The sequence below is a fragment of the Actinoplanes sp. NPDC051513 genome, assembly GCF_044454685.1.
In the GTDB taxonomy this organism is placed as follows: Bacteria; Actinomycetota; Actinomycetes; order Mycobacteriales; family Micromonosporaceae; genus Actinoplanes.
Window position 1 is genome coordinate 38,311 of sequence record NZ_JBITDW010000005.1, and the last position, 26,307, is coordinate 64,617.

The 26,307-nt window shown below is 71.4% G+C and carries 18 protein-coding genes and 1 pseudogene; 10 read left to right on the top strand and 9 right to left on the bottom strand.

Annotation, left to right across the window (positions count from 1 at the left end; all coding sequences use genetic code 11):
• Positions 1-18: 18 nt before the first annotated feature.
• Entirely contained in the window at positions 19-2,532 is a 2,514-nt protein-coding gene (locus tag ACIA5D_RS17975) for a YfhO family protein (protein ID WP_396031072.1), read from the bottom strand.
• Between the two features lie 119 nt (positions 2,533-2,651).
• Between ACIA5D_RS17975 and ACIA5D_RS17980 the strand changes: the two genes are divergently transcribed.
• From ACIA5D_RS17980 to dhaK, 5 genes are read left to right on the top strand one after another with little or no spacing between them, the layout of a single operon-like run.
• Entirely contained in the window at positions 2,652-3,644 is a 993-nt protein-coding gene (locus ACIA5D_RS17980; protein WP_396031073.1) for a GAF domain-containing protein, read from the top strand.
• A 19-nt stretch (positions 3,645-3,663) separates the two neighbouring features.
• Positions 3,664-4,524, top strand: a complete 861-nt coding sequence (locus ACIA5D_RS17985) for a class II fructose-bisphosphate aldolase (RefSeq protein WP_396031074.1) — start codon at positions 3,664-3,666, stop codon at positions 4,522-4,524.
• Positions 4,518-5,291: an HAD-IA family hydrolase gene (locus tag ACIA5D_RS17990; protein ID WP_396031075.1), complete on the top strand. Its 774-nt coding sequence runs from the start codon at positions 4,518-4,520 to the stop codon at positions 5,289-5,291. The genes ACIA5D_RS17985 and ACIA5D_RS17990 overlap by 7 nt, the downstream gene beginning before the upstream one ends.
• Positions 5,288-5,908, top strand: a complete 621-nt coding sequence (dhaL, locus tag ACIA5D_RS17995; protein WP_396031076.1) for a dihydroxyacetone kinase subunit DhaL — start codon at positions 5,288-5,290, stop codon at positions 5,906-5,908. Before ACIA5D_RS17990 ends, dhaL begins: the two co-directional genes overlap by 4 nt.
• Before the next feature lie 12 nt (positions 5,909-5,920).
• Entirely contained in the window at positions 5,921-6,916 is a 996-nt protein-coding gene (gene dhaK / locus ACIA5D_RS18000; protein WP_396031077.1) for a dihydroxyacetone kinase subunit DhaK, read from the top strand.
• 5 nt (positions 6,917-6,921) lie between these two features.
• On the opposite strand, the gene ACIA5D_RS18005 is transcribed toward dhaK, so the two are convergent.
• A complete protein-coding gene (locus tag ACIA5D_RS18005) occupies positions 6,922-7,746 on the bottom strand; it encodes an SAM-dependent methyltransferase (RefSeq protein WP_396031078.1) in 825 nt (274 codons plus the stop codon).
• Between the two features lie 128 nt (positions 7,747-7,874).
• Between ACIA5D_RS18005 and ACIA5D_RS18010 the strand changes: the two genes are divergently transcribed.
• The 3 genes from ACIA5D_RS18010 to ACIA5D_RS18020 all read left to right on the top strand — a co-directional run bounded on the left by ACIA5D_RS18010 (position 7,875) and on the right by ACIA5D_RS18020 (position 13,909).
• Entirely contained in the window at positions 7,875-9,044 is a 1,170-nt protein-coding gene (locus ACIA5D_RS18010) for a PP2C family protein-serine/threonine phosphatase (RefSeq protein ID WP_396031079.1), read from the top strand.
• A 109-nt stretch (positions 9,045-9,153) separates the two neighbouring features.
• On the top strand, positions 9,154-12,537 hold the full coding sequence (locus ACIA5D_RS18015) for a galactose oxidase-like domain-containing protein (protein WP_396031080.1): 3,384 nt from the start codon (positions 9,154-9,156) through the stop codon (positions 12,535-12,537).
• 178 nt (positions 12,538-12,715) lie between these two features.
• Positions 12,716-13,909 carry a glycoside hydrolase family 6 protein gene (locus ACIA5D_RS18020; RefSeq protein ID WP_396031679.1) on the top strand — a complete coding sequence of 398 codons (1,194 nt, stop codon included), beginning with the start codon at positions 12,716-12,718 and terminating at the stop codon, positions 13,907-13,909.
• On the opposite strand, the gene ACIA5D_RS18025 is transcribed toward ACIA5D_RS18020, so the two are convergent.
• Positions 13,881-14,762, bottom strand: a complete 882-nt coding sequence (locus ACIA5D_RS18025; RefSeq protein ID WP_396031081.1) for a sigma-70 family RNA polymerase sigma factor — start codon at positions 14,760-14,762, stop codon at positions 13,881-13,883. The genes ACIA5D_RS18020 and ACIA5D_RS18025 overlap by 29 nt on opposite strands.
• A 65-nt stretch (positions 14,763-14,827) precedes the next feature.
• On the opposite strand from ACIA5D_RS18025, the gene ACIA5D_RS18030 reads away from it, so the two are divergent.
• Positions 14,828-17,575, top strand: a complete 2,748-nt coding sequence (locus ACIA5D_RS18030; RefSeq protein WP_396031082.1) for an AAA family ATPase — start codon at positions 14,828-14,830, stop codon at positions 17,573-17,575.
• A gap of 35 nt (positions 17,576-17,610) precedes the next feature.
• On the opposite strand, the gene ACIA5D_RS18035 is transcribed toward ACIA5D_RS18030, so the two are convergent.
• The gene (locus ACIA5D_RS18035; RefSeq protein ID WP_396031083.1) at positions 17,611-18,330 is read right to left on the bottom strand and encodes an alpha/beta fold hydrolase; all 720 of its coding nucleotides are present in this window, start codon (positions 18,328-18,330) and stop codon (positions 17,611-17,613) included.
• A 484-nt stretch (positions 18,331-18,814) separates the two neighbouring features.
• On the opposite strand from ACIA5D_RS18035, the gene ACIA5D_RS18040 reads away from it, so the two are divergent.
• Positions 18,815-19,063 (top strand): hypothetical protein, encoded by a 249-nt coding sequence (locus ACIA5D_RS18040; protein WP_396031084.1) that lies wholly within the window; start codon positions 18,815-18,817, stop codon positions 19,061-19,063.
• 49 nt (positions 19,064-19,112) lie between these two features.
• Here the strand turns inward: ACIA5D_RS18040 and ACIA5D_RS18045 are convergent, their stop codons facing one another.
• The 5 genes and pseudogenes from ACIA5D_RS18045 to ACIA5D_RS18065 all read right to left on the bottom strand — a co-directional run bounded on the left by ACIA5D_RS18045 (position 19,113) and on the right by ACIA5D_RS18065 (position 26,284).
• Positions 19,113-20,672: a methyl-accepting chemotaxis protein gene (locus ACIA5D_RS18045; RefSeq protein WP_396031085.1), complete on the bottom strand. Its 1,560-nt coding sequence runs from the start codon at positions 20,670-20,672 to the stop codon at positions 19,113-19,115.
• Positions 20,673-20,884: 212 nt separating this feature from the next.
• A complete protein-coding gene (locus tag ACIA5D_RS18050) occupies positions 20,885-21,958 on the bottom strand; it encodes a CaiB/BaiF CoA transferase family protein (RefSeq protein WP_396031086.1) in 1,074 nt (357 codons plus the stop codon).
• Positions 21,955-23,964 carry a 3-hydroxyacyl-CoA dehydrogenase NAD-binding domain-containing protein gene (locus tag ACIA5D_RS18055; protein WP_396031087.1) on the bottom strand — a complete coding sequence of 670 codons (2,010 nt, stop codon included), beginning with the start codon at positions 23,962-23,964 and terminating at the stop codon, positions 21,955-21,957. The genes ACIA5D_RS18050 and ACIA5D_RS18055 overlap by 4 nt, the downstream gene beginning before the upstream one ends.
• Complete coding sequence (locus tag ACIA5D_RS18060; RefSeq protein ID WP_396031088.1) at positions 23,964-25,178, bottom strand: acetyl-CoA C-acetyltransferase; 1,215 nt, start codon at positions 25,176-25,178, stop codon at positions 23,964-23,966. The genes ACIA5D_RS18055 and ACIA5D_RS18060 overlap by 1 nt, the downstream gene beginning before the upstream one ends.
• Positions 25,168-26,284, bottom strand: a pseudogene (locus ACIA5D_RS18065) (acyl-CoA dehydrogenase family protein). Before ACIA5D_RS18065 ends, ACIA5D_RS18060 begins: the two are co-directional and overlap by 11 nt.
• Between the last annotated feature and the right edge of the window lie 23 nt (positions 26,285-26,307).

Sequence of the window (26,307 nt, forward strand, 5' to 3'; positions counted from 1 at the left end):
CCCCGTTCTACCGTTGCCCTACGCGCTGAAGCCGCAGCCTAGCCGCGGTGCGTGCGGCCCCGTCACGCGCCGGGCACGGACGCGCCCCACGACGGCCACAGCCAGCACGATGATCAGCGCGACCCCCGTGCCCGCGAGCCCCGCCCGCAGCCCCGGCGGCTCGAACGAGCAGTGGACCCGGGTGCCGGCGCCGTCCAGCGGCACCCCGATGAAGCCGTAGTACGAGATCGGCGCCCGCCCCGCGCACGTCCACCCTTCGGTGGCCGGGATGGCCATGACCGCGACACCGGTGCTGCCGGGCGGCAGCGTCGCCGTGATGGTGTGGCCGCCGGTTTCGACGTGGGTCGCGCCGGTGGCGCGCAGCCGGTCGATCGCGGCCGTCAGCTTGCCGCGGTCGAGGCAGCCGAGGGCCTGCGACGGCAGTAATTGCGGCCGGCCCACGGCCAGGCTGATCCGGATCTTGCCGTCGGGTGGCACGGTGCCGAGATAGGTCATCGGGTTGCCGGTGATCGGCTCGACCGCGGCGGACGGGAACGTCTGCTGCTGGGTGTGGACGCGGCCAGCGAACCACCGTGCGTAGAAATAGATCTCGGCGCCGGGCGTGCAGCCGGCGGTGAACGAGGTCCACTTGCTGCCCTGCGGTGTGGGCGGGATCTGCCAGCCGCCGTCCGTGGACACGGGCGCCGGCCCGTCGTCGAAGCGCAGGGCCGGCACCTGATAGACCGTGGCGCCGAGCAGCGCCTCCTGCCGGGCGAAGACCGACGACGTCGGCGGCTGCGCGGCCGGGTGGACCGTCACCAGCGGTGCGGCCGGGCCGGCGGGCTCCAGCTGCAGGTCGGGGTTCAGAAAGGCGCTGACACCCATGAGCGCCCGGGTCACCGGGTCGGTCGGGCTGTGGATGTGGCGGCCGCTCCACGTGAACGAGACGCCGAGCGAGCGCATCGCGTCAGCGGCGACGGCCGACACGTACGTGTCGTAATAGCGTGACCCCTCGGCGCGCAGCAGGGCGGGATCGTTGTTGGCGAAGCGATGCGGTCCGGTCTCGACCCGCGCTTCCGGCCAGGTGCGCGCCCTCTGGATGGCCTGGAAGGCCGCCCGTGTCGACGCCTGCATCATCGTCGGGTGCGGGTCGAAGAACGCCTGGGCGCCGCGCACCTGATCGGTCACGTACGAGGAGTAGGTGGAGGTCAGAAAGACGCCCACGGTCAGCACCGCGAACGCGGCGGCACGCAACCACCGGACCCGCACACGCTGCACCACCAGCAGAGCGCCGACCGCCACCGGCACCCCGATCAGCACGGTCTGCCAGACCGACGGGCGCACGGCTGTCGTGTTCCGGGTGATCACCAGCAACGCCACCACCACCGCGCCACCGGCGAGCAGGGCGCCGGGGCCGGGCCGCCGGGCGAGCGACAGCCAGGCGACCATCGTGAGCATCCCGCAGAACACGAACGAGGCGCGATAGGGGCTGCCGTTCGGCATCGCCAGCCCGTGCCAGAGCAGGATCGTCGGCCGCCACAGCAGCGAGGCCAGGACCAGCGCCAGCAAACAAGACCAGACAAGCCTTTCGCGTACGGATATCGCACGGTGAAACGGGAACGCCGCCACCAGCAGCAGCCCGAGCAGGCCGATCGCGATGTTCGGGGCGGCGACCACCGACTGCCCGGCCGGCAGGAAGCGGGCCGCGAGCTCGATGGCCGGAGGGTCCCGGTAGCCGCCGCCGGGCCCGAGCGTCTGGGCGTACCGGCTGGCCAGGCCGGACACGGTCAGCACCGGCGCGGCCAGCAGCACGCCCACCAGCATCATCGAGGCGGCCCGCGGCAGGACCCGCAGCCGCGCGCCCCACGGCCGGTCGTCGAGCAGCAGCCGTACCAGCAGGATCAGCACCGCGGCGAGGGTGGCCATGGCGGCGGTGTAGAAGTTGCCCACCCAGACGACCGCCACCACCAGGGTCCCCAGCACCCAGCGCCGCCCCTGCAGGCACCAGTCGGCCGCGATGCAGATGAGCGGGAGCCCGGCGAGCCCCCACAGCCACATCGGATCGGCGAACGCGTCGTTGATGACCCATCCGCACATCCCGTACCCGACGCCCAGCAGCATCCGCAGCCAGCGCGACCCGGCCTGAAGCCGTCCGAGGAAGACGGTCATGACGGCCGCGGCCAGCCCCAGGCTCAGCAATGTCACCAGGAAGACCGGGAGGTCGAGCATCGTGCGGGGGAACAGGCCGACCAGCCACGAGAACGGATTGCCGAGGAACGAGAAAACGTCGGGCAGGAACGCCGACCCGTACCCGCTGCTCCAGCTGAAGTAGAGGTCGCCGTTCATCACCCCGTGCTCGAGGTCCCACAGCTCCGCGTGGAACGGGATGAACTGGTTGCCGAGGTCGTTGACGGCCCGCGAGGTCGGCCCGAACGGATAGGTGTGCCCCAGGCGCAGCGACAGGCAGAAGGCCCCCATGGCGAGCACCGCGGCACCTACGGCCGCCACCCACTCGCGGTCCCACCAGCGGCGCGTCGGGGAGGCAGCAGACATGGACGATCTCCGGCGGCGAGATGGAACGGCATGCAGATCCGAACCGTACGCGATCGGGCAGTCGCTCGTTGTCCCGGCGGTGGTAGACGGCCCGGCCGCTCGGCACATAAGTTCGGAGCGTGAGTGCCGGCGAGGGGCTCCGGCTGGCTGAAGCGGTGGCCGACGTCTACGGCGACCTGCGGCTGGAACCTGTCCTGCGCCACCTGCTGAGGCACACCGCCCGGCTCACCGGGGCCGCGGCCGGCAGCGTCTCACTGATCGACGCGGTGGCGGGCCGGTACACCAAGGCCGCGGAGTACGGCGCCTTCTGCCGGCTCGGGGACACCTTCCCGCTGGACGAGGGCGCCACCGGGCGCGCGTTCGGCAGCCGCCGGCCGGTGGTCATCCCCGAATACGGCCAACTGCGCGCGGGACACCTGGACGGGGCCGATCCGAGGCGGCGGGGGCCGGCGGCGGCGGTGCCCATCTGGTGGCGGGGCGAGGTGATCGCGGTCAGCGTTACCTTCGCGCCGCGAGCCGGCGCCTTCGACGCCCGCGACGTGGACGACCTGGAGGCGCTCACCCAGACGGCGGCGGCCGCGATCGTGCGGACCGGGCGGTTCGGGACCTCCCTCGCCACGGTGCTGCGCCGCGCGGGGAGCGTGGTGACGGAGGCGGGCGCCGTGCGCCCGGTGGCGCCCGAGGTGGCGCGGGTGGCGGCGGATCTGGTGGCGCCGGGAGCGCGGGTGGGGATCGTCTACCGTCCCGACGGTGTGCGGGTGATGGTGCGGGACGAGACGGACGGCCCAGGCTGGGCGGGCGAGCCGCCCCGGATCGCGGGCGGCGAGGTCACCGTCGAGCGGGTTCGCGGCTGGGGGGTCGTGCTGCGGGCCGACATCCCGTACGCGGCGCCGGCGCCGTTCACCGCGCGGGAGGCCGGCGTGCTCGAGCTGATGCGTCACGGCCTCACCTACCGGGAGATCGCGTCGCGGCTGGGGCTGTCGCCGAAGACCGTGGAGAAGCACGCCGGGGCGATCATGCGCAAGACCGGCACGTCCAACCGGACGGCCGCGGTGGTCACGGCCATGGACAACGGCTGGATGGGGGATTCGCCCCATACCGCTTTCGGGTGACCGGTGGCTGACTGGGCCCATGCCCGTCGTGTCGATGAAGGAGATCCTCGATCGCGCCCTGGCCGAGCGGTACGGGGTCGGCGCCTTCAACATCATCAATGACCTGAGCATCGAGGCGGTGCTGGCCGCGGCGGTCGAGGAGCGCGCGCCGGTCATCCTGCAGACGTCGGTCAAGACGGTCAAGCAGTACGGCCGCGTTCAGCTCTTCGACATCTTCCGGGCGCTGATGCGCGGCGTCGACGTGCCGGTCACCCTGCATCTGGACCATTGCCCCGATCGCGCGGTGATCTCGGACTGCCTGGCCGGCGGCTGGAACTCGGTGCTGTTCGACGCGCACGAGCTGGACGTCGCCGAGAACATGCGGCAGACCAGCGACGTGGTGGCGCAGGCCCGGCGGACCGGCGCGCACGTCGAAGGGGAGATCGAGGGCATCCAGGGGGTCGAGGACGACATCGGCTCCGACGAGGCGTCGAAGATCCAGTCGCTCGAGGTGGCGGTCGACTTCATCGAGAGCACCGGGGTCGACTGTTTCGCCCCGGCCATCGGCAACGCGCACGGCCAGTACAAACAGGCGCCCACGCTGGACGCGCAGCGGGTCAGCGACCTGGTCGCGGCGACCGGCGTGCCGATGGCGCTGCACGGCGGCACCGGGCTGTCCGACGAGCAGTTCACCGACCTCATCGCCCGCGGCTGCGCGAAGGTCAACATCTCCACGGCGCTCAAGGAGAGCTTCATGAAGTCGGGCCTCGAGCACCTGCGGGCGGCCCAGGAGAAGGACAAGTGGGACCCGCCGGCGCTCTTCCGGCACCAGCGGGCCGCGGTGATGGAGATGGCCCGGCGGCACATCCGGCTGTTCGGAGGATCGGGGAAGGCATGGTGACGGCCCTGGTCTTCGACTGCGACGGCGTGCTCGCCGACACCGAGCGCTACGGCCATCTGCCGGCCTTCAACGCGACGTTCGAGCGGTTCGGGCTCCCGGTCCGGTGGAGCGAGCAGGAGTACGGCGAGAAGCTGCGGATCGGCGGCGGCAAGGAGCGGATGGCCAGCCTGTTCGACGACCCCGCGTTCGCCGCGGCGGTGGGCGCGCACGACCGTACGGAAAAGCTGGTGACCTGGCACAAGGCCAAGACCGCGGCATTCCGCAAGCTCGTGGCCGACGGCCGCGTCCCGCCGCGGCCGGGCATCGACCGGATCATCGTGGCGGCGCTCGCGCAAGGGTGGACGGTCGCGGTCGCGTCGACGTCGGCCGAGGAATCGGTACGGGCGGTGCTCGAGCGCGCGATCGGCGCCGAGAACGCGAAAAGCGTCCCGGTCTTCGCCGGTGACATCGTGCCGGCCAAGAAGCCCGACCCGGCCATCTACGAGTTGACGGCCGAGCGCCTCGGTCTGGACCCCGTGGACACGCTCGTGATCGAGGACTCGCGCAACGGGCTCCTGGCCGCGGCCGGCGCCGGGCTGCGCTGCCTCGTGACGGTCAACGGATACACCCGCGACGAGGACTTCACCGGGGCCGTCGCGGTGGTCTCGGAGCTGGGCGAACCCGGCCGCCCGCCGATCGAGGTGCTGGCGAACCGGACCACGGTCCGGTTCGGTGACTTTCTCACGCTCGACGACCTGAGCGCCTGTCTCCGGGAGGAGCTTCGATGAGCATCACCGCGACGGAACAGGTGGTCCGGACGATCGCCGAGACCGCGATCGAGAACGAGAAGTACTTCGGCGACCTGGACGCGGTCGTCGGCGACGGCGACTTCGGCTACTCCCTCGCCCGCGGCTTCGAGAAGCTCCTCGAGGGCTGGGACCAGCTGGACCGGAGCAATGCGGGCGCCTTTCTCAAACGTACGGGAATGGTCATCGCCTCCAGGATCGGCGGCACTTCCGGGCCGCTCTGGGGCACCGCGTTCCTCCGCGCGGGCGCCGCGGCGGGCGACGCCGACCCCACCGGCGAGGGAGTCGTCGCCATGCTGCGCGCGGCGATCGAGGGCATCAAGGCGCGCGGTCAGTCCGATGTCGGCGACAAGACGCTGCTGGACGCGCTGGTTCCGATGACCGACCGCCTCGAGGCCTCGCTGGCCGCGGGCGCGAGCCCGGAGGAGGCGATCCGGGCCGCCGCGGCCGCCGCCCGGGACGCGGCCGACGCCACCAGCGGCATGGTCGCCAAGCGCGGGCGCGCGGCGTACACCGGCGAGCGCAGCCGGGGCTCGGTCGACGCCGGCGCCACGGCGGTGGCGGTCATCGCCGAACGGATCAGCGAGACCTGGAAATAGGGAGGCGTCGTCGTGAAGAAGTTCGTCAACGATCCGAAGAGCTACGTCCCGGAGATGCTGGAGGGCGTCGCCCTCGCCAACCCGGACACCCTCAGGTACGTCCCCGCCTACAACCTGATCATGCGGGCCGACGCGCCGTCCGACGGGAAAGTCTCCATCGTGCAGGGCTCCGGCTCCGGGCACGAGCCCGCGCACGTGATGGCGGTCGGCAAGGGCATGCTCGACGCGGCCTGCCCCGGCGACGTGTTCGCGGCGCCGCCGATGGACTACGTCTACGAGACCGCGAAGCTGCTCGCCTCGCCCAAGGGCGTCCTGCTGCTGGTGAACAACTACACCGGCGACCGGATGGCCTTCGACATGGGCAAGGAGATGGCCGAGGCGGACGGCGTGCGCTGCGAGATCCTCACCATCAACGACGACGTCGCCGTGCAGGACTCGCTCTACACCGTCGGCCGCCGCGGCGTGGCCGGCAACTTCTTCGTCATCAAGGCGGTCGGCGCGGCGTCCGAGCGCGGCGCCGACCTCGACGAGCTGCTCCGGATCGGCAAGAAGGTCAACGACGTGACCCGGACGATGGGCGTCGCGCTCACCGCGTGCACCCCGCCCGCCAAGGGCTCGCCCCTGTTCGAGCTGGGCGCCGACGAGATGGAGTTCGGCGTCGGCATCCACGGCGAGCCGGGCCGCGAGCGCCGCACGATGAAGCCCGCCGACGAGATCGTCGACGACATGCTCGAGGCGGTGGTCACCGACCTGCCGTACAACTCGGGCGACCGCGTGGCCCTGATGATCAACGGCCTGGGCGGCACCCCGGTCAGCGAGCTCTACATCTGCTACCGCCGCGCCCATCAGAAGCTCGCCGAGCGTGGCATCACGGTGGGCCGCAGCTATGTGAACGAGTACTGCACCTCGCTCGACATGGCCGGCGCCTCGCTGACGCTCGTGCGCCTCGACGACGAGATCGAAGACCTGCTCACCGCGCCCGCGGAGGTCGCCATCCGGGTGTTCTGACCGCCTTACATCTTGCGCGCTACCCCGCCGATCATGGTGTAGTAGCTGTCCGTCTGCTCGGCCGTGTCCGTCGCGTTCGGCCGCCACTCCGCCAGCGGCACCAGACCGGGCTCGATCATCTCGTAGTCGCCGAAGTACGCCTGGACCTCGGCTCGCCGCCGCCAGCGACCCGTGCCGAGAGTTTCGTTGAACATCCGCTCGGCGTCGGTCGCTTTCGCCGCGACGTCCGGCTGCTCGTCGGCCGGGTCCCAGAAATGGATGATCGCGAGGTGGCTGCCGGAGGGCAGCGCGTCCCGCAGCGTCGCGGCAACGGCGCCCGGATCCTCGTCGTCGTTCAGGTGATGCAGGATCGACAGCATGAGCAGGCCGATCGGCTGGGTGAAGTCCAGTTGACCACGCACCACCTCGTGGCCGAGGATCTGCTGGGGTGCACGGATGTCTGCCTGAACGACGACGGTGGTGTCGTTGTTGGCCAGCAGCGCGCGGCCGTGCACGAGCACCATCGGGTCGTTGTCCACGTAGACGACCCGGGCCCCGGGATCCACGGTCTGCGCGACCTGATGCACGTTGGTGTCGGTGGGCAGACCGGAGCCGAGGTCGAGGAACTGCTGGATGCCGGCCTCGGCCGCCATGTAGCGCACGGCCCGGCGCAGGAAGGCGCGGCAGGCGCGACCCGCTTCCTGAGCGTCGGGCATGATCTCGAGCGCCCGCTTCGCGACCATCCGATCGATGGCGAAGTTGTCCTTGCCGCCGACCATGTAGTCGTAGACGCGGGCGACGCTGGGCTTCGAGGTGTCGATGCCGGGAGGTGCCCACTCTTCGCGCGCCACGTCGGCGTTTCCTCTCTTGTGGACTCGGCAATGCTGCCCGCACAGGCTAGCGGGTTTCCTGGCCGGGCCATGCTCCCGTGCTGCGTCATTGTCCCGCTGGTTGCAGGATGGGGGTGATGGTCGCGTCGATGGAAGCCGTGCGCCGGCTCATGGATCTGCGGCACCGCGGACGGGCCGAGGACCTGCCGGCGGTGCTCGCGGCGGCCGCGCCGTTGCTCGACGCGCAGAGCGCGAGGGTGCTGCTCGTCGACTATGGGCAGGTCGCGCTGCATCCGTTGCGCGGCGCCACCCCCGGCACCGCGACCGGGCATGCCGTCGAGGACACCCTCGCCGGCCGCGCCTTCACCACCGCCGAGCACCAGTGGCACGACGAGGGCGACGGCGGGCTGCTCTGGCTGCCGCTGCTGCACGGCGCCGAACGGCTCGGCGTCCTGGAGCTGCGGGTCAAGGCCCAGCCGTCCGCGGCCCACCGCCTCGACCTCGAGGTGATCGCCGCCCTGGTCGCCGAGCTGATCGCGAGCCGGCGCTTCTACGGCGACGCGGTCGAGCACACCCGGCGGCGGCTGCCCATGCAACTGGCCGCCGAGATCATCTGGAACCAGCTGCCGCCGCTCACCTTCGCGGTCGACGGCACCATCGTCACGGCCGTGCTCGAGCCCTGCTACGAGGTCGGCGGGGACGCGTTCGACTACGCGGCCAACGAGGACACCCTGCACGTCGCGCTCTTCGACACGGTGGGCCACGGGATCAGCGCCAGCGCGCTGACCACGCTGACGCTGAACACGTATCGCAACGCCCGCCGGTCCGGGCTCTCCCTGACCGACACCTGCCGGTCGATCGACAAGTGGATCCGCGCGCAGTACCCGGGCGCCTTCGTCACCGCGCTGGTGGCCGAGCTGGACATGGCGACCGGCAGGTACCGGCGGATCAGCGCCGGCCATCCCGCCGAGCTGTTCCTGCGCGGCGGACGGACCTTGCCCTCGCTGCCCGCACCCAATGCGCTGCCGCTCGGCCTGGGCCACATGGTCGGCCGGCCGCCGGGGGTCGTCGAGCAGCGGCTGGAACCGGGCGACACCCTCGTCCTCTACACCGACGGCATCACCGAGGCCCGCGACGCGTCGGGCGAGCTGTTCGGAGTGGATCGGCTCAGCGAGTTCCTGCTGGACGCCCTGAACCTCGGCGCCACGGCGCCCGAGACGATGCGCCGCCTGATCCAGACGATCGTCTCCTACGAGGAGGGCGAGCTCCGCGACGACGCCACCGCCGCGATGCTCCAATGGCGCCGGCGCCAGGGTTGATGCCGGCGGTTGAAACTTCCCGACAGTTCAGCGACCGGACGGACGTGGATATCTACGCTGAACTGCGCGATCCCACGACGTACGCGTCGCCGTCAGTGAGGAGCACGCCATGTCGGGTCGATGGCACCGCCGTGATGTGTTCCTGCGGATCGAGCCGCTGGTGGGTTACAGCCCGCTGGCGCCCGTTGTCGGTAGCCGCCGCTATGGGCGCGATGCCATGCGCGGGCCCGGTCATGAGGTGGGGCGTGTCCAGCCGGACGAGATCGCGGCCGCGACGGTGGACGCGCTGGTCTACCGGGAATACCTCGACGACCACTACCTGATCCCCAATACCGCCAAGATCGTGCCGGCGGACGTCAACGAGCCGCCCTGGTATCGCCGGGTCCCGGGCGCCGTGTTGTATGCCGAACCGGGGGAGCGGTTGCACATTCATGTGCTCAATGCCGATCCGGACGATTGTCATAGCCTGCATGTCCACGGCGTGGCCTACGGCATCGATTCCGACGGCGCGTGGCCGTTCGGTATCGGGACCCGGCTCGGCCGGCGCAGCGATGAGATCCGGCCCGGCCAGAAGTGGACCTACACGTTCGACGTCACCGAGGACACCGTCGGGGTCTGGGCCTTCCATGACCACGTCCGCATGGTCCAGGCGAGCGTGAACCGTGGCCTGTTCGGGGCCCTCATCGTCCGCGACCCGGCCGCGCCGCGGGCGCTGGACGTGCCGATGATCATCCACGCGATGCAGGCGCCCTCGACAGCCGACACGTTCGAGAGCCCCACCCTGCACAAGGCGACACCGAAACAGACCTTCGAACACACCTTCACCGCCCCCGGCACCGTCGCCTACCACTGCAAGATCCACGGCCCGACGATGTCCGGCACGGTCGCCGTCGACCCCGGTGCGCCGGCCGGTGACCGCGCCGTCGACATCCGGGACAACAGCTTCGTGCCGCAGAGCGTCTCGGTACGACCCGGCAACAAGGTGGTGTGGACGCTCGCGCAGAACTTCGACCACGTCGTCATCGCCCCGGGCGGTGGCGCGCTCACGTACTGCCTGAACGGACGCGCCTTCGTCGGCAACACCCCGACGATCGAGGCCGACGCCGGGCAGCGCCTGCGCTGGCATGTGCTGAATCTCGATCTCGGCTCGATGTGGCACAACTTCCACCCGCACTCGGCGCGCTGGCAGTTGCCCGCGCCTGGTGGGGGCGCCGCCGACGTGCACGGCCTCAGCCCCGCCGAGGGGTTCACCGCGGACACGGTCGTGCCCGCGACCGTCCGGCTGCCGTGCGCGCTGGAGGAGCTGCAATGCGATCCGCCCGCGGACGCGTGCCGGGTCCGGATCAAGGGCGACTTCCTCTTCCACTGTCATCTCGAGGAACACATGATGGCCGGCCTCGCCGGGCTGGTCCGCTCCCGGGACTGGGTGTGGGTCGATCCGGAGACCGCCTGGTCGCCGGACCTGCGCCCGCTGCTGGACGACGGCCGCGACGATCTCCCCTGGGTGGATCCGGTCCGCTGCGGTCACTGCGCGCACGGCGACCACGACCCGCACGGCCACGCCCGGCCGCACAACCCCTGCTGTGGCCTCCCCGACCCGGCCGCCCATCACGAACGCCACGATGATCACGGCGATTGCGATCCGAAGCAGTGCGACCACGACCACGCGCACCCGGCGGGCGAGCCCCCCGGCCGCTGCTGTGGTCACGACCATGGGCGCACGCGGTGCTGCGGACACGACTCGGACGCCGACTGCGAGGAATGCGAGAAGCTGGGCCGTCACGACCACGGCAGCCACCATGGCCACCCGGGGGAGCGCCGGAGCTCGGCCAGGACCGCCGCCGCGGGCCTGCCCCCGGACGCGATTCCCGCGGCCATGCGCCTGACCACCCACCGCCACGACCCGTCCACGCCGGGGACGCCCACGATGCCGGGAATGCCCGGCATGCCGGGCCATGGCTCGGTGGACGTGTGCTCTCTCGCCGATATCGGGCATTGGGAGCTGCTGCCGGTGGATTCACACGTGCTGGCAGTGCACGCGGTCCTCATGCACACCGGCCAGATCTTGTTCTTCGCCGGATCGGGCAACAACGTGCCCAACTTCAACGCCCACCTGGTCAAGAGCGTCGTGTGGGACTACGAGGAGGGCACGTTCTACGATCCCGGCTGCCCGTTCGACGTGTTCTGCGCCGGGCAGACCGTCCTGGCCGATGGAAAGGTTCTCGTCGCCGGAGGCACCGACAAGTACGACAACTTCGTCGGCTCACAGGCCGCATACCTGTTCGACCCGACCCTGCGGCAATGGATCCGCGTCGACGACATGGACGAGCATCGCTGGTACCCGACGCTGGTCAGCATGGGCGACGGCCGGGCGGTCGCCAGCTCCGGGATCTCGGCGCCGAACGAGGTCTTCCACCCCGGCGCCGGCTGGAGCAAACTGCCCGCGACGACCGCGCTGCCGCTGTACCCGCACCTGCTGCTGCTCCAGGACGGCCGGCTGTTCTACACCGGAGAGCAGCTCGGCAACGCCACCGTCGAGGGGCGCGTGATCGAGCCGTGGACCGGAGCCGAGCAAACTGTCTCCGGGCTCCGCGACAAGGCCAACCGCGACCAGGGCAACAGCATCCTGCTACCGCCGGCACAGGCGCAGCGCGTCATGGTCATCGGCGGTAGCGGGTCGTCCGCGGCCACGAACCACACCGACATCATCGACCTGGCCGGCGGACCCGCGGGGGCGACGTTCCAGCCCGGCCCCGACCTCGCCAAGGCCCGCGGCCTGTGCAACTCCGTCATCCTCCCGGACCGCACCGTCCTGATCACCGGCGGCGGCCTGCACGGCGAGACCAGGAGCGATGCCGTGCATCTCGCGGAGATCTACGACCCGGCCACCAACACCGTCCGGCCGGTTGCCGAGGCCGGCGTCTCGCGGCTCTACCACTCCGTCGCTCTGCTGCTCCCCGACGGCCGGGTCGTCACCGCCGGCTCCAACCCGGACCGTGGCGACGACGAGCTACGCCTCGAGCTGTATCACCCGCCGTACCTGTTCCAGGGTCCCCGGCCCCTGCTGGAGTCGGCGCCGACCGAGTGGCACTACGGCACGACGGTCGAGGTCAGCACGCCGTCGGCGATGACACTGCGATGGGCCCAGCTGATCCGGCCGATGGCCACCACCCACGCCTACGACAGCAGCCAGCGGCTGATCGACCTGCCCATCGTCTGCCGCGACGCGTGCAGCGTCACCGTGGACGTCACCGGCAACCCCAACCTGGCGCCGCCCGGCTGGTACATGCTCGTCGTCGTCGACGACTGCGGCATTCCCTCCAGCGCGTTGTGGATCCGGCTCGACCGCCCGCCCGCATCCCCGCCCCCGGCGCCACCGCCGGAACACGACCACGGTGGGAGCCACTCGCACCAGCCCGACTTCGACATCCCCGGCCAGCCCAGCCTGCGGAGGACCCGCCCTCGCAAGACCCAGTCGGCGAAGAAGACCTGACCGGGAACGGGCACGCACCGGCGGGTAAGTCTGTGCTGTCGTTCCATTGACTTGGGCGGTGGGGACGTCGAGGCTCGATCGAGTATGGGAACGCTCCCACCGGCCGTACGATCAGGAGTCCATTGTGTCCCTATCTCGTTCCGTGCGGCGAGCGAGCACCGGGCTCGCCGCCTTAGCGGTGATCTTGGCTATCGGCCCTTCGCCCGCCGGCGCCGTCATTCCCGACGGCACCCGGTTCTACACGCCGCGGCCCGACCCCGGCGCCGTCCAGCAGATCGCCCAGCTCAACGCCGCCGGCCAGCGTGGCCTGGCGCGCAAGATCCGTACCATGGTCGAGACCCCGCAGGCCGTCTGGGTCACCGGCGGCTCCGGCCGCTCGCTGACGCAGTCGATCAAGGCGGAGGCCCGCCGGGCGGCCGCGAAGAAGGCCATGCCGGTGTTCGTCGCGTACAACATCCCGTTCCGCGATTGCTCGCAGTACTCCGCGGGCGGCGCCACCTCGGTCGCCGAGTACAAGGCCTGGATCGACGCGTTCGCCGCCGGCATCGGGGGGCAGCGGGCGGCCGTCATGCTCGAACCGGACGGGCTGGGCATCATCCCCTGGTACACCACGATCAACGGCAACCAGGAGTGGTGCCAGCCGGCCGAGGCGGACGCCGCCACGGCCGCCTCCGACCGGTTCGCGATGCTCAACTACGCGGTGAACCGCCTGACCGCCCTGCCGCGTACGAGCGTCTACCTCGACGGCACGCACAGCGCCTGGCTCGGCGTCGGCGACATCGCCGACCGCCTGGTCAAGGCGGGCGTGCGGAAGGCCGACGGGTTCTTCCTCAACGTGTCGAACTACGAGACGACCGAGCGCCAGCTCAAGTTCGGCAACTGGATCTCGAAGTGCGTCTACTACGGCACCCAGGGATCGGCCGACAACCGTGGCCACTTCGAGCGGTGTGCCAGCCAGTACTACCCGGCGAGCCCGGGCGACTTCAGCACCTGGGCGCTCAGCGACGCGTGGTACGCCGCCAACGTCGGCAACGTCTCGCCGCACCGGCTGAACCACTTCGTCGTGGACACCAGCCGCAACGGCCAGGGACCGTGGACGGCGCCCGCCGGCGTCACCTGGCCCGACCCGCAGACCTGGTGCAACCCGCCGGACCGGGGTCTGGGGCTGCGTCCGACCACGCGGACCGGCGATCCGCTGGCCGATGCCTTCCTGTGGGTCAAGACTCCCGGTCAGTCCGACGGTCAGTGCGACCGCGGCACCGGCACGGGCGTCGACCCGGCGCGCGGCAACACCGCCGACCCGGCCGCCGGCGCATGGTTCCCGCAGCAGGCCGTGGAGCTCGTCAACCTGGCGAACCCGCCGCTGCGCTGACCGGCGACACACCTCGGTGCGCCACCCGCCCTGTCTGCCGGTGGTGCGCCGAGGTGTGTGGACGTCCGGCCAGAAGCTCGACCAGACGGTCCATGTCACCGGCCCGCGTCGCGTCGCGAAACGCCTTGACCAGCCGATCTCGCGCGACCGGATCGACCGGATCGTGCCGCTCATCGAGAAGATGCCGGCGCGCCCGGTGCGCCAACTGCCGCGCGTTGGCCTCGCTGACCTCGAGTGCCCGTGCGATGTCGCGGAACGGGTAGTCGAACGCCTCGTGAAGCACATGGACGGCACATTCGACGGGGGAGAGCCGTTCCATCAGCAGTTGGACCGTTTCCTCGAGCGCGTCGCCGCTCGTCGCCTCCAGCGCCGGATCGTCGGCCGCGCGGTCGGACTTCGGTGGCCATCCGCCATCGCACACCTCGCGACGAGCGTAGGCCGAGGTCGCCGCGTTGAGCGCGAGCCGCCTCGTGGTGGTCACGAGGAACCCGATGGGCGACCGGATCCCCGTGCGGTCCGCGGTCTGCCAGCGGATCCAGGCGTCCTGCACGACGTCCTCGGCGTCGGCCGCCCGGCCCACCACCTGATAAGCGATGCCGAACAGCCGGGAACGGACGCTCTCGAAGTCCGCCACCGCCTGCACCATCGGCGGACCGCTGTCCGCTCGCCACGTGATGCGGCGGGTCAGGCCCGACGACGACTCAGCCCACCCAGCAGTTCCGATTCCGTCGACAACCACGGTATTCATCCCCCATTGCGTGCGCTTGCCCCGGGCCGGATCCGACCGGAGTTGGTGACCTGGGTCCAGACTGGCCAGTGGCGCGCGCTGTCGAGTCCGCCGGTACGCCAGCACGGGTAGCCAGTCGCGCCGGACCAGCGGATTGACGTGCTCAGAAGGCCGATATAGCGTCCGAAACGATGTTGACGAGCCCGGCGCTGCACGATCGGCACGACGAGCGCGAAATGCTGGATCGGCTCGTGGCGAGCGTGCGGTCGGGTCAGAGCCAGGTGCTGGTCGTGCGCGGTGAGCCGGGGGTCGGCAAGTCGGCCCTGCTCGACTATCTGGTGCAGACCTCGTCGGGCTGTCGCGTCGCCCGGGCCGCGGGCCACGAGTACGAGACCGAGCTCGCCTACGCCGGCCTGCACCAGTTGTGCGCCCGGTTGCTGGGCCGGCGCGACCGGCTGCCCGGCCCCCAGCGGGACGCGCTCGCGGTGGCGTTCGGCCTGAGCGCGGCACCGGCCCCGGACCGCTTCGTCGTGAGCCTCGGCGTGCTCGGGCTGCTCTCCGGCGCCGCCGAGGACCAGCCGCTCCTCTGGGTTGTCGACGACGCCCAATGGCTGGACAAGGCGTCGGCGCTGACGCTCGCGTTCGTCGCCCGCCGCCTCCTCGCGGAACCGGTCGGTCTGGTGTTCGCGGTCCGCGAGCCGGCCACCGTTCCCGAGCTGGACGGGCTTCCCGAGCTCCTGCTCGGCGGACTGGGTGACGGCGACGCCCGGGCGTTGCTCGACTCGGCGCTGCCCGGACGCCTCGACGAGCTCGTCCGGGACCGGATCGTCGCCGAGTCGCGGGGCAACCCGCTGGCCCTGCTCGAGCTGCCGCGGGGATTGACGCCGACCGAGCTGGCCGGTGGGTTCGGGGTGCTCGATGCGACGCCGCTGGCGAACCGGATCGAGCAGAGTTTCCTGCGGCGGCTCGACGCGCTCCCGGAGGAGGCTCGGCGGCTGCTGCTGGTGGCGGCGGCCGAGCCGGTGGGCGACGTGTCCCTGCTCTGGCGGGCGGCCGGGCGGCTGGGACTCGACGCCGGCGCCGCGGCGCCGGCGCAGTCGGCGGGTCTGATCGATCTGCGGGGCCGGGTGCGGTTCCGCCATCCGCTGGTGCGCTCGGCGATCTACGGGACCGCCACCCTGCCCGAACGGGAGCGGGCGCATCAGGCGCTCGCCGAGGCCACCGATCCGGCCGTCGATCCCGACCGCCGGGCCTGGCACCGGGCGCACGCGACGACCGTGCCGGACGAGGAGATCGCCGTGGAGCTGGAGCTCTCGGCGGGGCGGGCGGCCCATCGGGGCGGGATTGCCGCGGCGGCGGCGTTCCTCGAACGAGCAACCGAGCTGACCCCCGATCCGGCCGATCGTGGCCGGCGCGCTCTGACCGCCGCGGCCGCGACGTTCGAGTCGGGCGCGCCGGAGGCCGCCCACAAGCTTCTGTCGCTGGCGGGGCTGTGCCCCCTGGAGGAGGTTCAGCGCGCGCAGCTGACGCGCCTGCGGGCGCAGATCGCTTTCGCCCTCCGGCGCGGCCCCGACGCCCCGCCGTTGCTGCTCGCCGCGGCCGAGCGGCTCGCGCCGCTCGACAGTGAGCACGGGCGCGAGACGTACCTGGAGGCGCTCGAAGCCGCGATTCACGCCGGCCGTCTGAACGACCGCACCGGCCCGCGCGAGGTGGCCATGGCCGCCCGGGACGCCCCTGCGGCCGGACGGCCACCACGGCCGATCGACCGTCTCCTCGACGGCCTGGTGACGAGGTACACGCAGGGCTACGTCGCCGGCGTGGCGCCGCTGCGAACTGCCCTGAACGCGTTCGGGCGCGACGCCGTCGACGATCGGAACGACACGATGCGGTGGTTCTCGTTGCCGTGGATAGTCGCCGGCGATCTGTGGGACGACGACGCCTGGCATGAGCTGGCCACCCGGGCGGTCCGGCTCGCTCGCAACGCCGGCGCGCTCATCGCCTTGCCGCTGGCGCTGGGGCACCGCTCCGTCGTCCACCTGCACGCCGGACAGTTCGGGGCGGCTGCGTCGCTGGCCGAGGAGGCCGATGCGATCACCGCGGCGACCGGCAACGCCCCGGCGCGGTATGCCGCGGTGCTGCTCGCCGCGTGGCGCGGCGTGGAGCCCAGCGCCCAGAATGCCTTGGACCTGGGCTACCGGCAGGTGGTCACGCGGGGCGAGGGGCGAGGGATCGGCGGGCAGGGCTACGCGTCCGCGGTGCTGTCCAACGGTCTCGGCCGCTATGAGGCGGCGCTCGCGAGCGCCCGATCGGTGTGCGAGTACGACGACCTGGGCATCACCGGATTCGCCCTGGTCGAGTTGATCGAGGCGGCCGCTCGGAGCGGCGCTCACGAGGAGGCCGCGGCCGCCTTGCGGCGACTCGAGGAACGGACGAACGCGGCCGGCACCGACTGGGCGCTCGGCGTGCAGGCCTGGTCGGCCGCCCTGTTGCGCGACGGCGGGGCCGCCGAGTCCCGCTATCGCGAGGCGATCGAACGGCTCGAGCGCACTCGTATGGCCGTTCATCTCGCCCGCGCGCATCTGGTGTACGGCGAGTGGCTCCGTCGCGAGAACCGCCGGATCGACGCTCGGAAGCACCTGGGCACCGCACAGGAGATGTTCGACGGCGCCGGGGCGGAGGCGTTCGCCGAACGCGCCCGCCGCGAGCTGATGAGCACCGGCGTGACCGCGCGCAAGCGCGCCGTGGACTCGCACGACGCGCTTACGCCTCAGGAGGGGCAGATCGCGCGGCTGGCCCGCGAGGGCCTGTCCAACCCCGAGATCGGCGCCCAGCTGTTCATCAGCCCCCGGACGGTGCAGTACCACCTGGGCAAGGTCTTCGCCAAGCTCGAGATCACCTCGCGCGGCCAGCTCGGCCGGCTCCCGCAGAGCCGGTTCTGACCGGCATCGCCGCCATCGCTAAAGGCGGTGGCGGATCATTTCGTCGCGTCGACCGCGGCGAGGATCATCGTGGTGACGTCGGCCGGCCGCGTGATGAGCGTCAGGTGGCCCGCGGTGACCCGGGTGATGTGAGCGCCGGCCCGGGTGGACATCTTCTCCTGCAGGGCCGGCGGGATCACGTTGTCCTGCGTGCCGATCAGCGACCAGGACGGAATCGTCTTCCACGCCGGGGGTCCGGAGACCTCGGTGAACTGGTTCACGGCTGCGGGACGCTGGGTGGCATGCAGAACCCTCGCGTCCTTCGGTTCGACCCCGTTGGCGAAACAGTCGAGGTAGCCCGGGTACGGAGGGTTCGCCTCCCAGCGCAGGTAGAGATCCACCCCGCCGTCGTAGGGCACCGGGTTGAAGCCGCTCTCGGTCACGCACGATCCCGAGGTTCCGACGAGGGCGCCGGCGGACTCACCCTCGTCGGGTATGAAGGCGTCGATGTAGACGAGCGCCTTGATGTTCGGGTTGCCCGTGGCGGCGTTGGTCACGACGAACCCGCCGTACGAGTGGGCCACCAGGACGATCGGACCGGAGATCGTCTGCAGGTAGCTCTTGAGATAGGCGGCGTCGGCGACCGGTCCGCGCAGCAGGTTGGGCGGAGCGACCACCTGGTGGCCCGTCGCCTGCAGGCGCTCGATCACGGCGTTCCAGGACGACGCGTCGGCCCAGTCACCGTGCACGAGAACGATTGTCTGACGAGTGGACATCGAAACCTCCTCGGGATGTTGTCCCGATGACGGTCGCCCCGATCCGGCAGGTTTCGCATCGGCCGGCACGCCAGCGAGGTCGCCAGTCGCGGTGGCGGCTCGTCACGGCTCGCCGCCGGATCGGCGGCCGGTGGACTGAAAGCGACATGAGGGATCGTTCAATGCCGATCTGTCGATGCGATTGCCTACCGTCCGGGCATGGCGCGTGTTCTGTATCGCTCACTTGTGGTCGCCGTCGCGGTCGTGCTCCTGGCGGGGCCCGCCCCGGCCCGGGCGGCCCTGCCCACTCTCGCGGTCGGCGCGACGACCTCGGCGGCCGACACCGGGTCACCAACAACGGCACCGGCGGCAACTACGAGATCCAGGACTGGGATCGTCCCGCCCGCGTACGCCGACGCCTACGGGCTCGACCTGTACTGGCAGGCAGGCCAGCACCCGTGGCGGCGAGCCCGACGACCCGGTCAGCATCGGCCTGGACCCGCGCATGACCCGCTGGTACAACGCCTTCGCCGGCCTTGGCGAGCCCCTCACCCTGCCCGAATGGGGCATCGACGACGACCAGGGCGTCCAGGCGTCCCGCGGGCCGGCCATCCGCGCCTCCCGCACCTGGTTGACGACCCACAACTTCCACATCATCAGCTACTGGCAGCTGGACAACTGGTACCTGGACGTCGCCGACGACGCCGACGGCGTCGCCGCCTATCAAGAGCTTGTCGCGGCAGCCGCCCCGTAAAAAGCGCCGCCGTTCCCCAGGAAGCGGGGAACGGCGGCGCCGCGGGAGCTCAGTACTTGAAGGCGCCCACCAGGTTGCGCAGCTCCTCGGCGGTACGGGCGACCTCGTTGGACGCCTGGCGGGTCTGCTCGACGCCCTCGGCCGAGGTGGCGCCGGCCATGGAGACGTCGGAGATGTTGACGGCGATGCGGCTGGAGCCGCTGGCGACCTCGCCGATGCTGCGGCTCATCTCGCCGGTCGTGGCGGTCTGCTCCTCGATGGCCGAGGCGATCGTCGTCTGGAACTCGTTGATCTGGTTGATGACCTCGGAGATCCGGGAGATGACCTCGACGGCGCCGGCGGTGCCCTGCTGGATGGCCGCGACGCGGGCGCCGATGTCCTCGGTGGCCTTCGCGGTCTCCTGGGCAAGGTCCTTGACCTCGGACGCGACGACGGCGAAGCCCTTGCCCATCTCGCCGGCCCGGGCGGCCTCGATGGTGGCGTTGAGGGCGAGCAGGTTGGTCTGCTCGGCGATCGCGGTGATCAGCTTGATGACGTTGCCGATCTCGGCGGAGGACTCGCCGAGCTGGCGCATGGTCTCGGTGGCGCGGGCCGCCTCCTCGACGGCGATCATGGCGACCTGGGCCGACTCGCTGGTGTTGCGGGAGATCTCGCGGATCGCCAGGCCCATCTCGTCGGAGCCGGCCGCGACCGACTGCACGTTGCGGGAGATCTCGTCGGCCTCGGCGGCGGCGGAGGCGGTCTGCGCGTTGGTGTCGCCGGCCGCGTCGGCGATCGTGCCGGCCACCGCGGACAGCTCGGCGGAGGCGCTGGCCAGCATGTCGGCGTCGGCGGCGATGGTGCCCATGGACTCGCGCAGCGAGTCGAGCGAGCTGTCCAGGTGGGTGGCCATCGTGCCCAGCTCGTCCTTGCTGGTGATCTGGCTGCGGACGGTGAGGTCGCCCTTGGCCAGCGCGTCGATCACCTCGCCGAGGCGGCGCACCGGCTTGAGGATCGAGCGGACCAGCGGGATCGCGAAGGCGATCATGACGAGCAGGCCGAGGGCGGCGACGATCAGCGCGAGCAGCCGGGAGAAGGCGACCGTGGAGTCCATGTCCTTCTGCTCCTGGACCGCGGCCGCGCTGGCCTCGTCGACGAGCGAGCCGAGCTCGTCGTCGGTCTTGTGGTTGCGGTCGGCGATCTCGGCGATGTTCTTGACCGCGGCGGCGCGGTCGTTCTTGGCGGCGTTGGTGAAGTCGGTGATGAACGCGCTGAAGCTGACGAAGTCGGGGCGGACCGAGGTGAAGGTGGCCAGCATGGCGGGGGTGAGGCCGGAGGCGGCGACCGCGTCGGCGGCCTCGGTGGAGGACTGCACGTCGTCGACGACGTCCTGGGTGACGTCCTGGCCGAGCAGCGACCGGTAGGCGTCGACCTTCAGCTCGCTCTGCCGGGTGTCCAGGTGGTTCAGGGCGCCCAGGCCCTGCTGGAGACCGGTGATCGTGCGGCTCTGCTCGGCGACTTTGTGCTGGCTGTAGAGGTTGATGCAGGCCAGCGCGGCGAGAAGCACGGCCCCGGTGCTGACGATGAGGCCCAGCCGCTTCGCGACTCCGATGTCTTGCAGTCTCCGCATTGTCTCTGCCTCTGCTGGTCTGCCGCTGCTTCCGCGAAGCGGTCGTCTGTTGCCCCGCTGATCGACCGGTGAGGCTTCTCACCTGAGCGAGGCAACCGCAAAGCAACACAAAGTCCCAAAGTCTGGCGATTGGCGCGAGGCGACAGCAGCGACGGGTCATAGGTCGTCGTCGTCTCCGGCCGCATCGGCGACCGGGCCGGGCATCTGAGGCGTTACCAGCCGGCGAGCACCTCGTCGACGGTGACCGCGGCGGGCCCGGCCGGCGTGTCCGGCGGCGTGCGGGCGAACCGCGGGGCCGGCGCGGGCTGCGTCAGCCCGTCGACGTCGACGAAGGTTTTCCGGGCCTGATTGTGCGGGTGGGCCGGCGCCTCGGCGGGGGAGAGCACCGGCGCGACGCAGGCGTCGGCGCCGGCGAAGACCGCCGTCCATTCGTCACGGGTACGCGTCGCGAAGACCTCCGCGAATCGGGCGCGCAGAACGGGCCACCCGTCCCGGTCGAGTTGATCAGGCAGCCGGGCGGAGGAGAGACCGAGCCCGTCGAGCAATGCCGCGTAGAAGGCCGGCTCCAGCGCGCCCACCGCCACGAAACCGCCGTCCGCCGTCTCGTACGTGTCGTAGTACGGCGCCCCGCCGTCGAGCAGGTTCGACCCGCGCGGAAAGGGCCACGAGCCGCCCGCGATCATCCCGTGCACGAACGCCATGAGCAGCGCCGACCCGTCCACCATCGCCGCGTCGACGACCTGACCGCACCCGGAGCGCTCACGTTCGAGCAGCGCCGCGAGGATCCCGAGCGCGAGCAACATGCCGCCGCCCGCGAAGTCCCCGATCAGGTTCAGCGGCGCGTGCGGCCGTTCCCCGGCGCGTCCGATCGGCTCGAGCGCCCCGGCCACGGCGATGTAGTCGATGTCGTGCCCGGCGCGCGCCGCGAGCGGCCCCTCCTGACCCCAGCCGGTCATCCGCCCGTACACGAGCCTGGGATTGATCTTCTCGCAGTGCCGGGGCCCGAAGCCGAGGCGCTCGGCGACGCCGGGGCGGTAGCCCTCGACCAGCACGTCGGCGCGCTCGACGAGGCGCAGGAGGGCCTCGATGCCGCCGGGCGTCTTCAGGTCGAGCTGGATCACCCGGCGGCCGCGCTGCAAGGGCCCGGGCGGGGGAACCTGGCCGCCGCCGGGCCGGTCGACCAGGACGACGTCGGCGCCGAGATCGGCGAGGATCATGCAGCCGAACGGACCCGGCGCCAGCCCGGCGAGCTCGACGACCCGGACTCCGGTGAGGGGACCGCTCATGCCGGCACGAACCTCTCGCCGTAGCGGGCCGCGAGCTCGGTGGCCCGAGCGGGGAAGTCCGCGTGCTGGCGGGCGAAGCGCAGCACCCCGCCGGTCCACGCCGGGTAGCCGATGCCGAGGATCGAGCCCACGTTGCCGTCCTCCTCGGTGCGCAGCACGCCCTCGTCGAGGCACTTGCGGGCGTCGAGGGCCTCGGCGAACAGGAAACGGTCCTGCAGGTCGGCGAAGGGCACGGCGCGGCCTTCGCCGGTGGCCAGCTTGGCGAGGCCGTCCCACAGGCCGGCGCGCCTGCCGTCCGCGTACGTGTAGAAGCCCCGCCCCGCAGCGCGACCCGGCCGGTCGTGCTCGCCGACCATGGCATCGACGAGATCGTGCGACGGGAGCCGCTCGAAGGAGGCCGCCGCGGCCTCGAACTGCCGGCGGATCCGCTGGACCAGCGAGATGCTGACCTCGTCGGCGAGGGCGAGCGGCCCGGTCGGGTACCCGGCCTGCAACGCGGCCTGCTCGATCGACGCGGCCGGGACGCCCTCGGCGAGCATGCCGATCGCCTCGTCGATGAACCTGCCGATCACCCGGCTGGTGAAGAAGCCGCGCCCGTCGTTGACCACGATCGGGGTCTTGCCGATGCGCCGGCCCAGGTCGAAGGCGCGGGCCACCGCCTCGTCGCGGGTCCGCTCGCCGACGACGATCTCCAGCAGCGGCATCTTGCCGACCGGCGAGAAGAAATGCATGCCGATGAAGTCGGCCGGGCGCCCGACCGACGAGGCGAGGCCGGTGATCGGCAGCGTCGAGGTGTTGGAGGCGAGCAGCGCGCCCGGGGCGAGGACCGGCTCGACCTCAGCGAACACCTTCGCCTTGAGCGCCGGGTCCTCGAAGACGGCCTCGATCACCACGTCGCAGCCGCGCAGGTCCTCGACGTCGGCGGTGGTGACGATGCCGGGGCCGGCGGCGCGCTCGGCGAGCTCCTTCGTGACGTCCTTGACGACCACCTCGAGACCGGCGCGGGCGCAGGCCTGGGCGATCCCGGCGCCCATCATGCCGGCGCCGAGCACCGCGACCTTCGTGGCGGGCAGCATGTCGACGCGGGGGCGGGCCAGGCCGCCGTTGACCGCGCGCATGTCGAAGAACAGCGCGCCCATCATGTTCTTGGCGATCTGCCCGGTGAGCAGCGTGATCAGGTGCCGGGTCTCGATCAGCTCGGCGGTCGCGAAGTCGACCTGCGCGCCCTCGACGGCGGTCTGCAGGATCGCCTCGGGGGCCGGGAGGCGATTGCCCTTGAGCTGCTTGCGCAGCGTGGCGGCGAAGGCGGGGAGCTGGGCGGCGAGCCTGGGCGTGCTGGGCGAGCCGCCTGGCATCTTGTAGCCGGGCTTGTCCCAGGGCTGGGATGCGTCGGGGTTGGCCGCGATCCACTGGGATGCCTTGGTGATCATTTCGGCGGGCGTCGCCGCGATCTCGTCGACCAGGCCGTTGTCCACCGCGTCCTGCGGGCGCAGCCGCCTGCCGGTGAGCAGCCAGGTCGTGAGGGCATCGGCCAGACCGAGCATGCGTACGGTGCGGGTCACGCCGCCCGCGCCCGGGAGCAGGCCCAGCGTGACCTCGGGGAAGCCGAGCCGGGTGCCGGGGGCGTCCAGGGCGATCCGGTGGTGGCAGGCGAGGGCGATCTCCAGGCCGCCGCCGAGCGCGGCCCCGTTGATCGCGGCGACCACGGGACGGCCGTAGGTCTCCAGGCGGCGCAGGTCGCGCTTGATCGTGCCGAGCTGCTCTTCCAGCCGCGCCGCGTCGTCCTTGGTGGCGGTGCTCATCATGGGCACGTCGCCGCCCGCGAAGAACGTGGTCTTCGCGCTGGTCACGATCACGCCCGTGACGTCGTCGCGCTCGGCCTCGAGGCGGTCCAGCGCCGCGCCCATCGCCTCGACGTACGCGAGGGTCATCGTGTTCGCGGACTGGCCGGGGTCGTCCATGGTGAGCGTGACGACGCCGTCCGCGGCGCGCTCGTAGCGAATCATCAGAGCCTCTCGATCACGGTCGCGACGCCCATGCCGCCGCCGATGCACAGGGTGACGACGGCGCGGCGCTGGTCGCGGCGCTCCAGCTCGTCGAGGGCGGTGCCGAGCAGCATCGCGCCGGTCGCGCCGAGGGGGTGGCCGAGGGCGATCGCGCCACCGTTGACGTTGACCTTCTCGGGGTCGAGGCCGAGGTCGCGCTCGTACTTGAGCACGACGGCCGCGAAGGCTTCGTTGATCTCGAACAGGTCGATGTCCGACGTTTCCAGGCCCGCGACGGCGAGCGCCTTGCGGGTGGCCGGGATCGGCCCGGTCAGCATGATCGTCGGCTCGGCGCCGGTGACGGCGGCCGCGACAATGCGGGCGCGCGGGGTCAGACCGGCCCGTTCGCCCGCTTCCGCCGACCCGATGGCGACAATCGCCGCGCCATCCACGATTCCCGACGAATTACCGGCGTGGTGGACGTGGTCGATCCGCTCGACCCAGTGGTATTTCTGCAGCGCGACGGCGTCGAAGCCGGCCGCCTCGCCGATCGTCGCGAACGAGGCGTTGAGCTTGGCGAGGCCCTCGCGGGTGGTGTCGGGGCGCGGGTGTTCGTCGGTCGCGAGGATCGTCAGGCCGTTCGGATCGCGTACCGGAATGATGGAATTTCCGAAATGCCCGGCGGCGATGGCTTTCGCGGCCCGTTCCTGCGACCGCAGCGCGTACCCGTCGACGTCGTCGCGGGAAAAGCCCTCGATCGTGGCGATCAGGTCGGCGCTGATGCCCTGCGGGACGAACCCGGTGGCCAGCGCCGTCTCGGGGTCGAGGAACCAGGCGCCGCCGTCGGAGCCCATCGGGTTGCGCGACATCGACTCGACGCCGCCGGCCAGGATCAGGTGCTCCCAGCCCGAGCGGACGCGCGCGGCGGCCTGGTTGACCGCCTCCAGGCCCGAGCCGCAGAAGCGGTTGAGCTGCACGCCGGCCGCGGTGTCGGGCAGGCCGGCCAGCAGCGCGGCGGCGCGCGGCAGGTCGCCGCCCTGCTCGCCGATCGGGGTGACGATGCCGAGCACGAGGTCGTCGATCGCCGCCGGGTCGAGGCCCGGGTTGCGCTCCCGCAGCGCCGCGATCAGGCTGGTGACCAGCGAGATCGGCTTGACGCCGTGCAGCGCGCCGGTCGGCTTGCCGCGGCCGCGCGGGGTGCGCACCGCGTCGTACACGAAAGCCTCAGAGGACACGGGCGATCAGCTCCTTCATGATCTCGTTGGTGCCGCCGTAGATCTTCTGGACGCGCGCGTCGGCGTACATCCGGGCGATCGGGTACTCCGTGGTGTACCCGTACCCGCCGAAGATCTGCAGGCATTTGTCGACAACCTCGCACTGCCCCTCGGTGAGCCACAGCTTCGCCATCGCGGCCGTCGGCACATCGAGCTCACCACGGCAATGGCGCACGATGCAGTCATCGAGAAAGATCCGCGAAGCACGCGTACGGGTGGCGCAGTCGGCCAGCACCATGCGGGTGTTCTGGTGCCCGAGCAGGGGTTTGCCGAAGGCGGTGCGCTCCTTCGCGTACGCGACGGTCAGCTCCACGGCGCGTTGCATGGCGGCCACCGCGCCCACCCCGATGACCAGCCGCTCCTGCGGCAATTGCGCCATCATCTGGTAGAAGCCCGCGCCCTCCGTGCCCAGGAGGTTGTCCTTGCTCACCCGGAAGTCGTCGAAGAACAGCTCCGCCGTGTCGTTGGCGTGCAGCCCGATCTTGTCGAGCAGCCGGCCGCGCCGGAACCCCATCGACTTATCCGATATTTCGCAAACAAGTAGGCTAATTCCGGCGGCGCCCTGGGACGTGTCGGTCTTGACGGCGAGGATGACCAGGTCGGCGACGGCGCCGTTGGTGATGAACGTCTTCGAACCGCTGACCAGGTAGTCGTCGCCGTCGCCCACGGCCTTCGTGCGGATGGCCTGCAGGTCGGAGCCGCCGCCCGGCTCGGTCATCGCGATCGCGCCGACCAGCTCGCCGCTCGCGAGGCCGGGCAGCCAGCGCTGCTTCTGCTCCTCGGTGCCGTAGTGGCCCAGGTAGCCGGTGACGATCCCGCTGTGCACGGACAGGCCCAGGCTGCCCTCGCCGGCCATCGTCTGCTCGTGCAGTAGCACCGCTCAGCCCGAGCAGGCCCAGCTCGCCGGCGCGCCGGTAGTGCGCGCGGTCGGGGTGGCCCTGCCGCTCGAGGCGCTCGGCGTGCGGCAGGACCTCCTTGGTGAAGAAGTCGCGAGCCAGCTCGGCGAGGTCGTCGTGTTCCGGCTTCAGCCACGGCGGGGCGTACCCGTCCAGTCCGGGAGTGGGCATGGCTCCACTCTCCCGGGATTGTT

What these genes read in the sequence shown, in the direction of transcription:
- dhaL (WP_396031076.1), top strand. Translation starts at nt 5,288, where the DNA reads ATGAGCATCACCGCGACGGAACAGGTGGTCCGGACGATCGCCGAGACC.
- ACIA5D_RS18015 (WP_396031080.1), top strand. Translation starts at nt 9,154, where the DNA reads ATGTCGGGTCGATGGCACCGCCGTGATGTGTTCCTGCGGATCGAGCCG.
- ACIA5D_RS18045 (WP_396031085.1), bottom strand. Translation starts at nt 20,672, where the DNA reads ATGCGGAGACTGCAAGACATCGGAGTCGCGAAGCGGCTGGGCCTCATC.
- ACIA5D_RS18035 (WP_396031083.1), bottom strand. Translation starts at nt 18,330, where the DNA reads ATGTCCACTCGTCAGACAATCGTTCTCGTGCACGGTGACTGGGCCGAC.
- ACIA5D_RS18055 (WP_396031087.1), bottom strand. Translation starts at nt 23,964, where the DNA reads ATGATTCGCTACGAGCGCGCCGCGGACGGCGTCGTCACGCTCACCATG.
- ACIA5D_RS17975 (WP_396031072.1), bottom strand. Translation starts at nt 2,532, where the DNA reads ATGTCTGCTGCCTCCCCGACGCGCCGCTGGTGGGACCGCGAGTGGGTG.
- ACIA5D_RS18050 (WP_396031086.1), bottom strand. Translation starts at nt 21,958, where the DNA reads ATGAGCGGTCCCCTCACCGGAGTCCGGGTCGTCGAGCTCGCCGGGCTG.
- ACIA5D_RS18030 (WP_396031082.1), top strand. Translation starts at nt 14,828, where the DNA reads ATGTTGACGAGCCCGGCGCTGCACGATCGGCACGACGAGCGCGAAATG.
- ACIA5D_RS18010 (WP_396031079.1), top strand. Translation starts at nt 7,875, where the DNA reads ATGGAAGCCGTGCGCCGGCTCATGGATCTGCGGCACCGCGGACGGGCC.
- ACIA5D_RS17990 (WP_396031075.1), top strand. Translation starts at nt 4,518, where the DNA reads ATGGTGACGGCCCTGGTCTTCGACTGCGACGGCGTGCTCGCCGACACC.
- ACIA5D_RS18040 (WP_396031084.1), top strand. Translation starts at nt 18,815, where the DNA reads ATGACCCGCTGGTACAACGCCTTCGCCGGCCTTGGCGAGCCCCTCACC.
- ACIA5D_RS17985 (WP_396031074.1), top strand. Translation starts at nt 3,664, where the DNA reads ATGCCCGTCGTGTCGATGAAGGAGATCCTCGATCGCGCCCTGGCCGAG.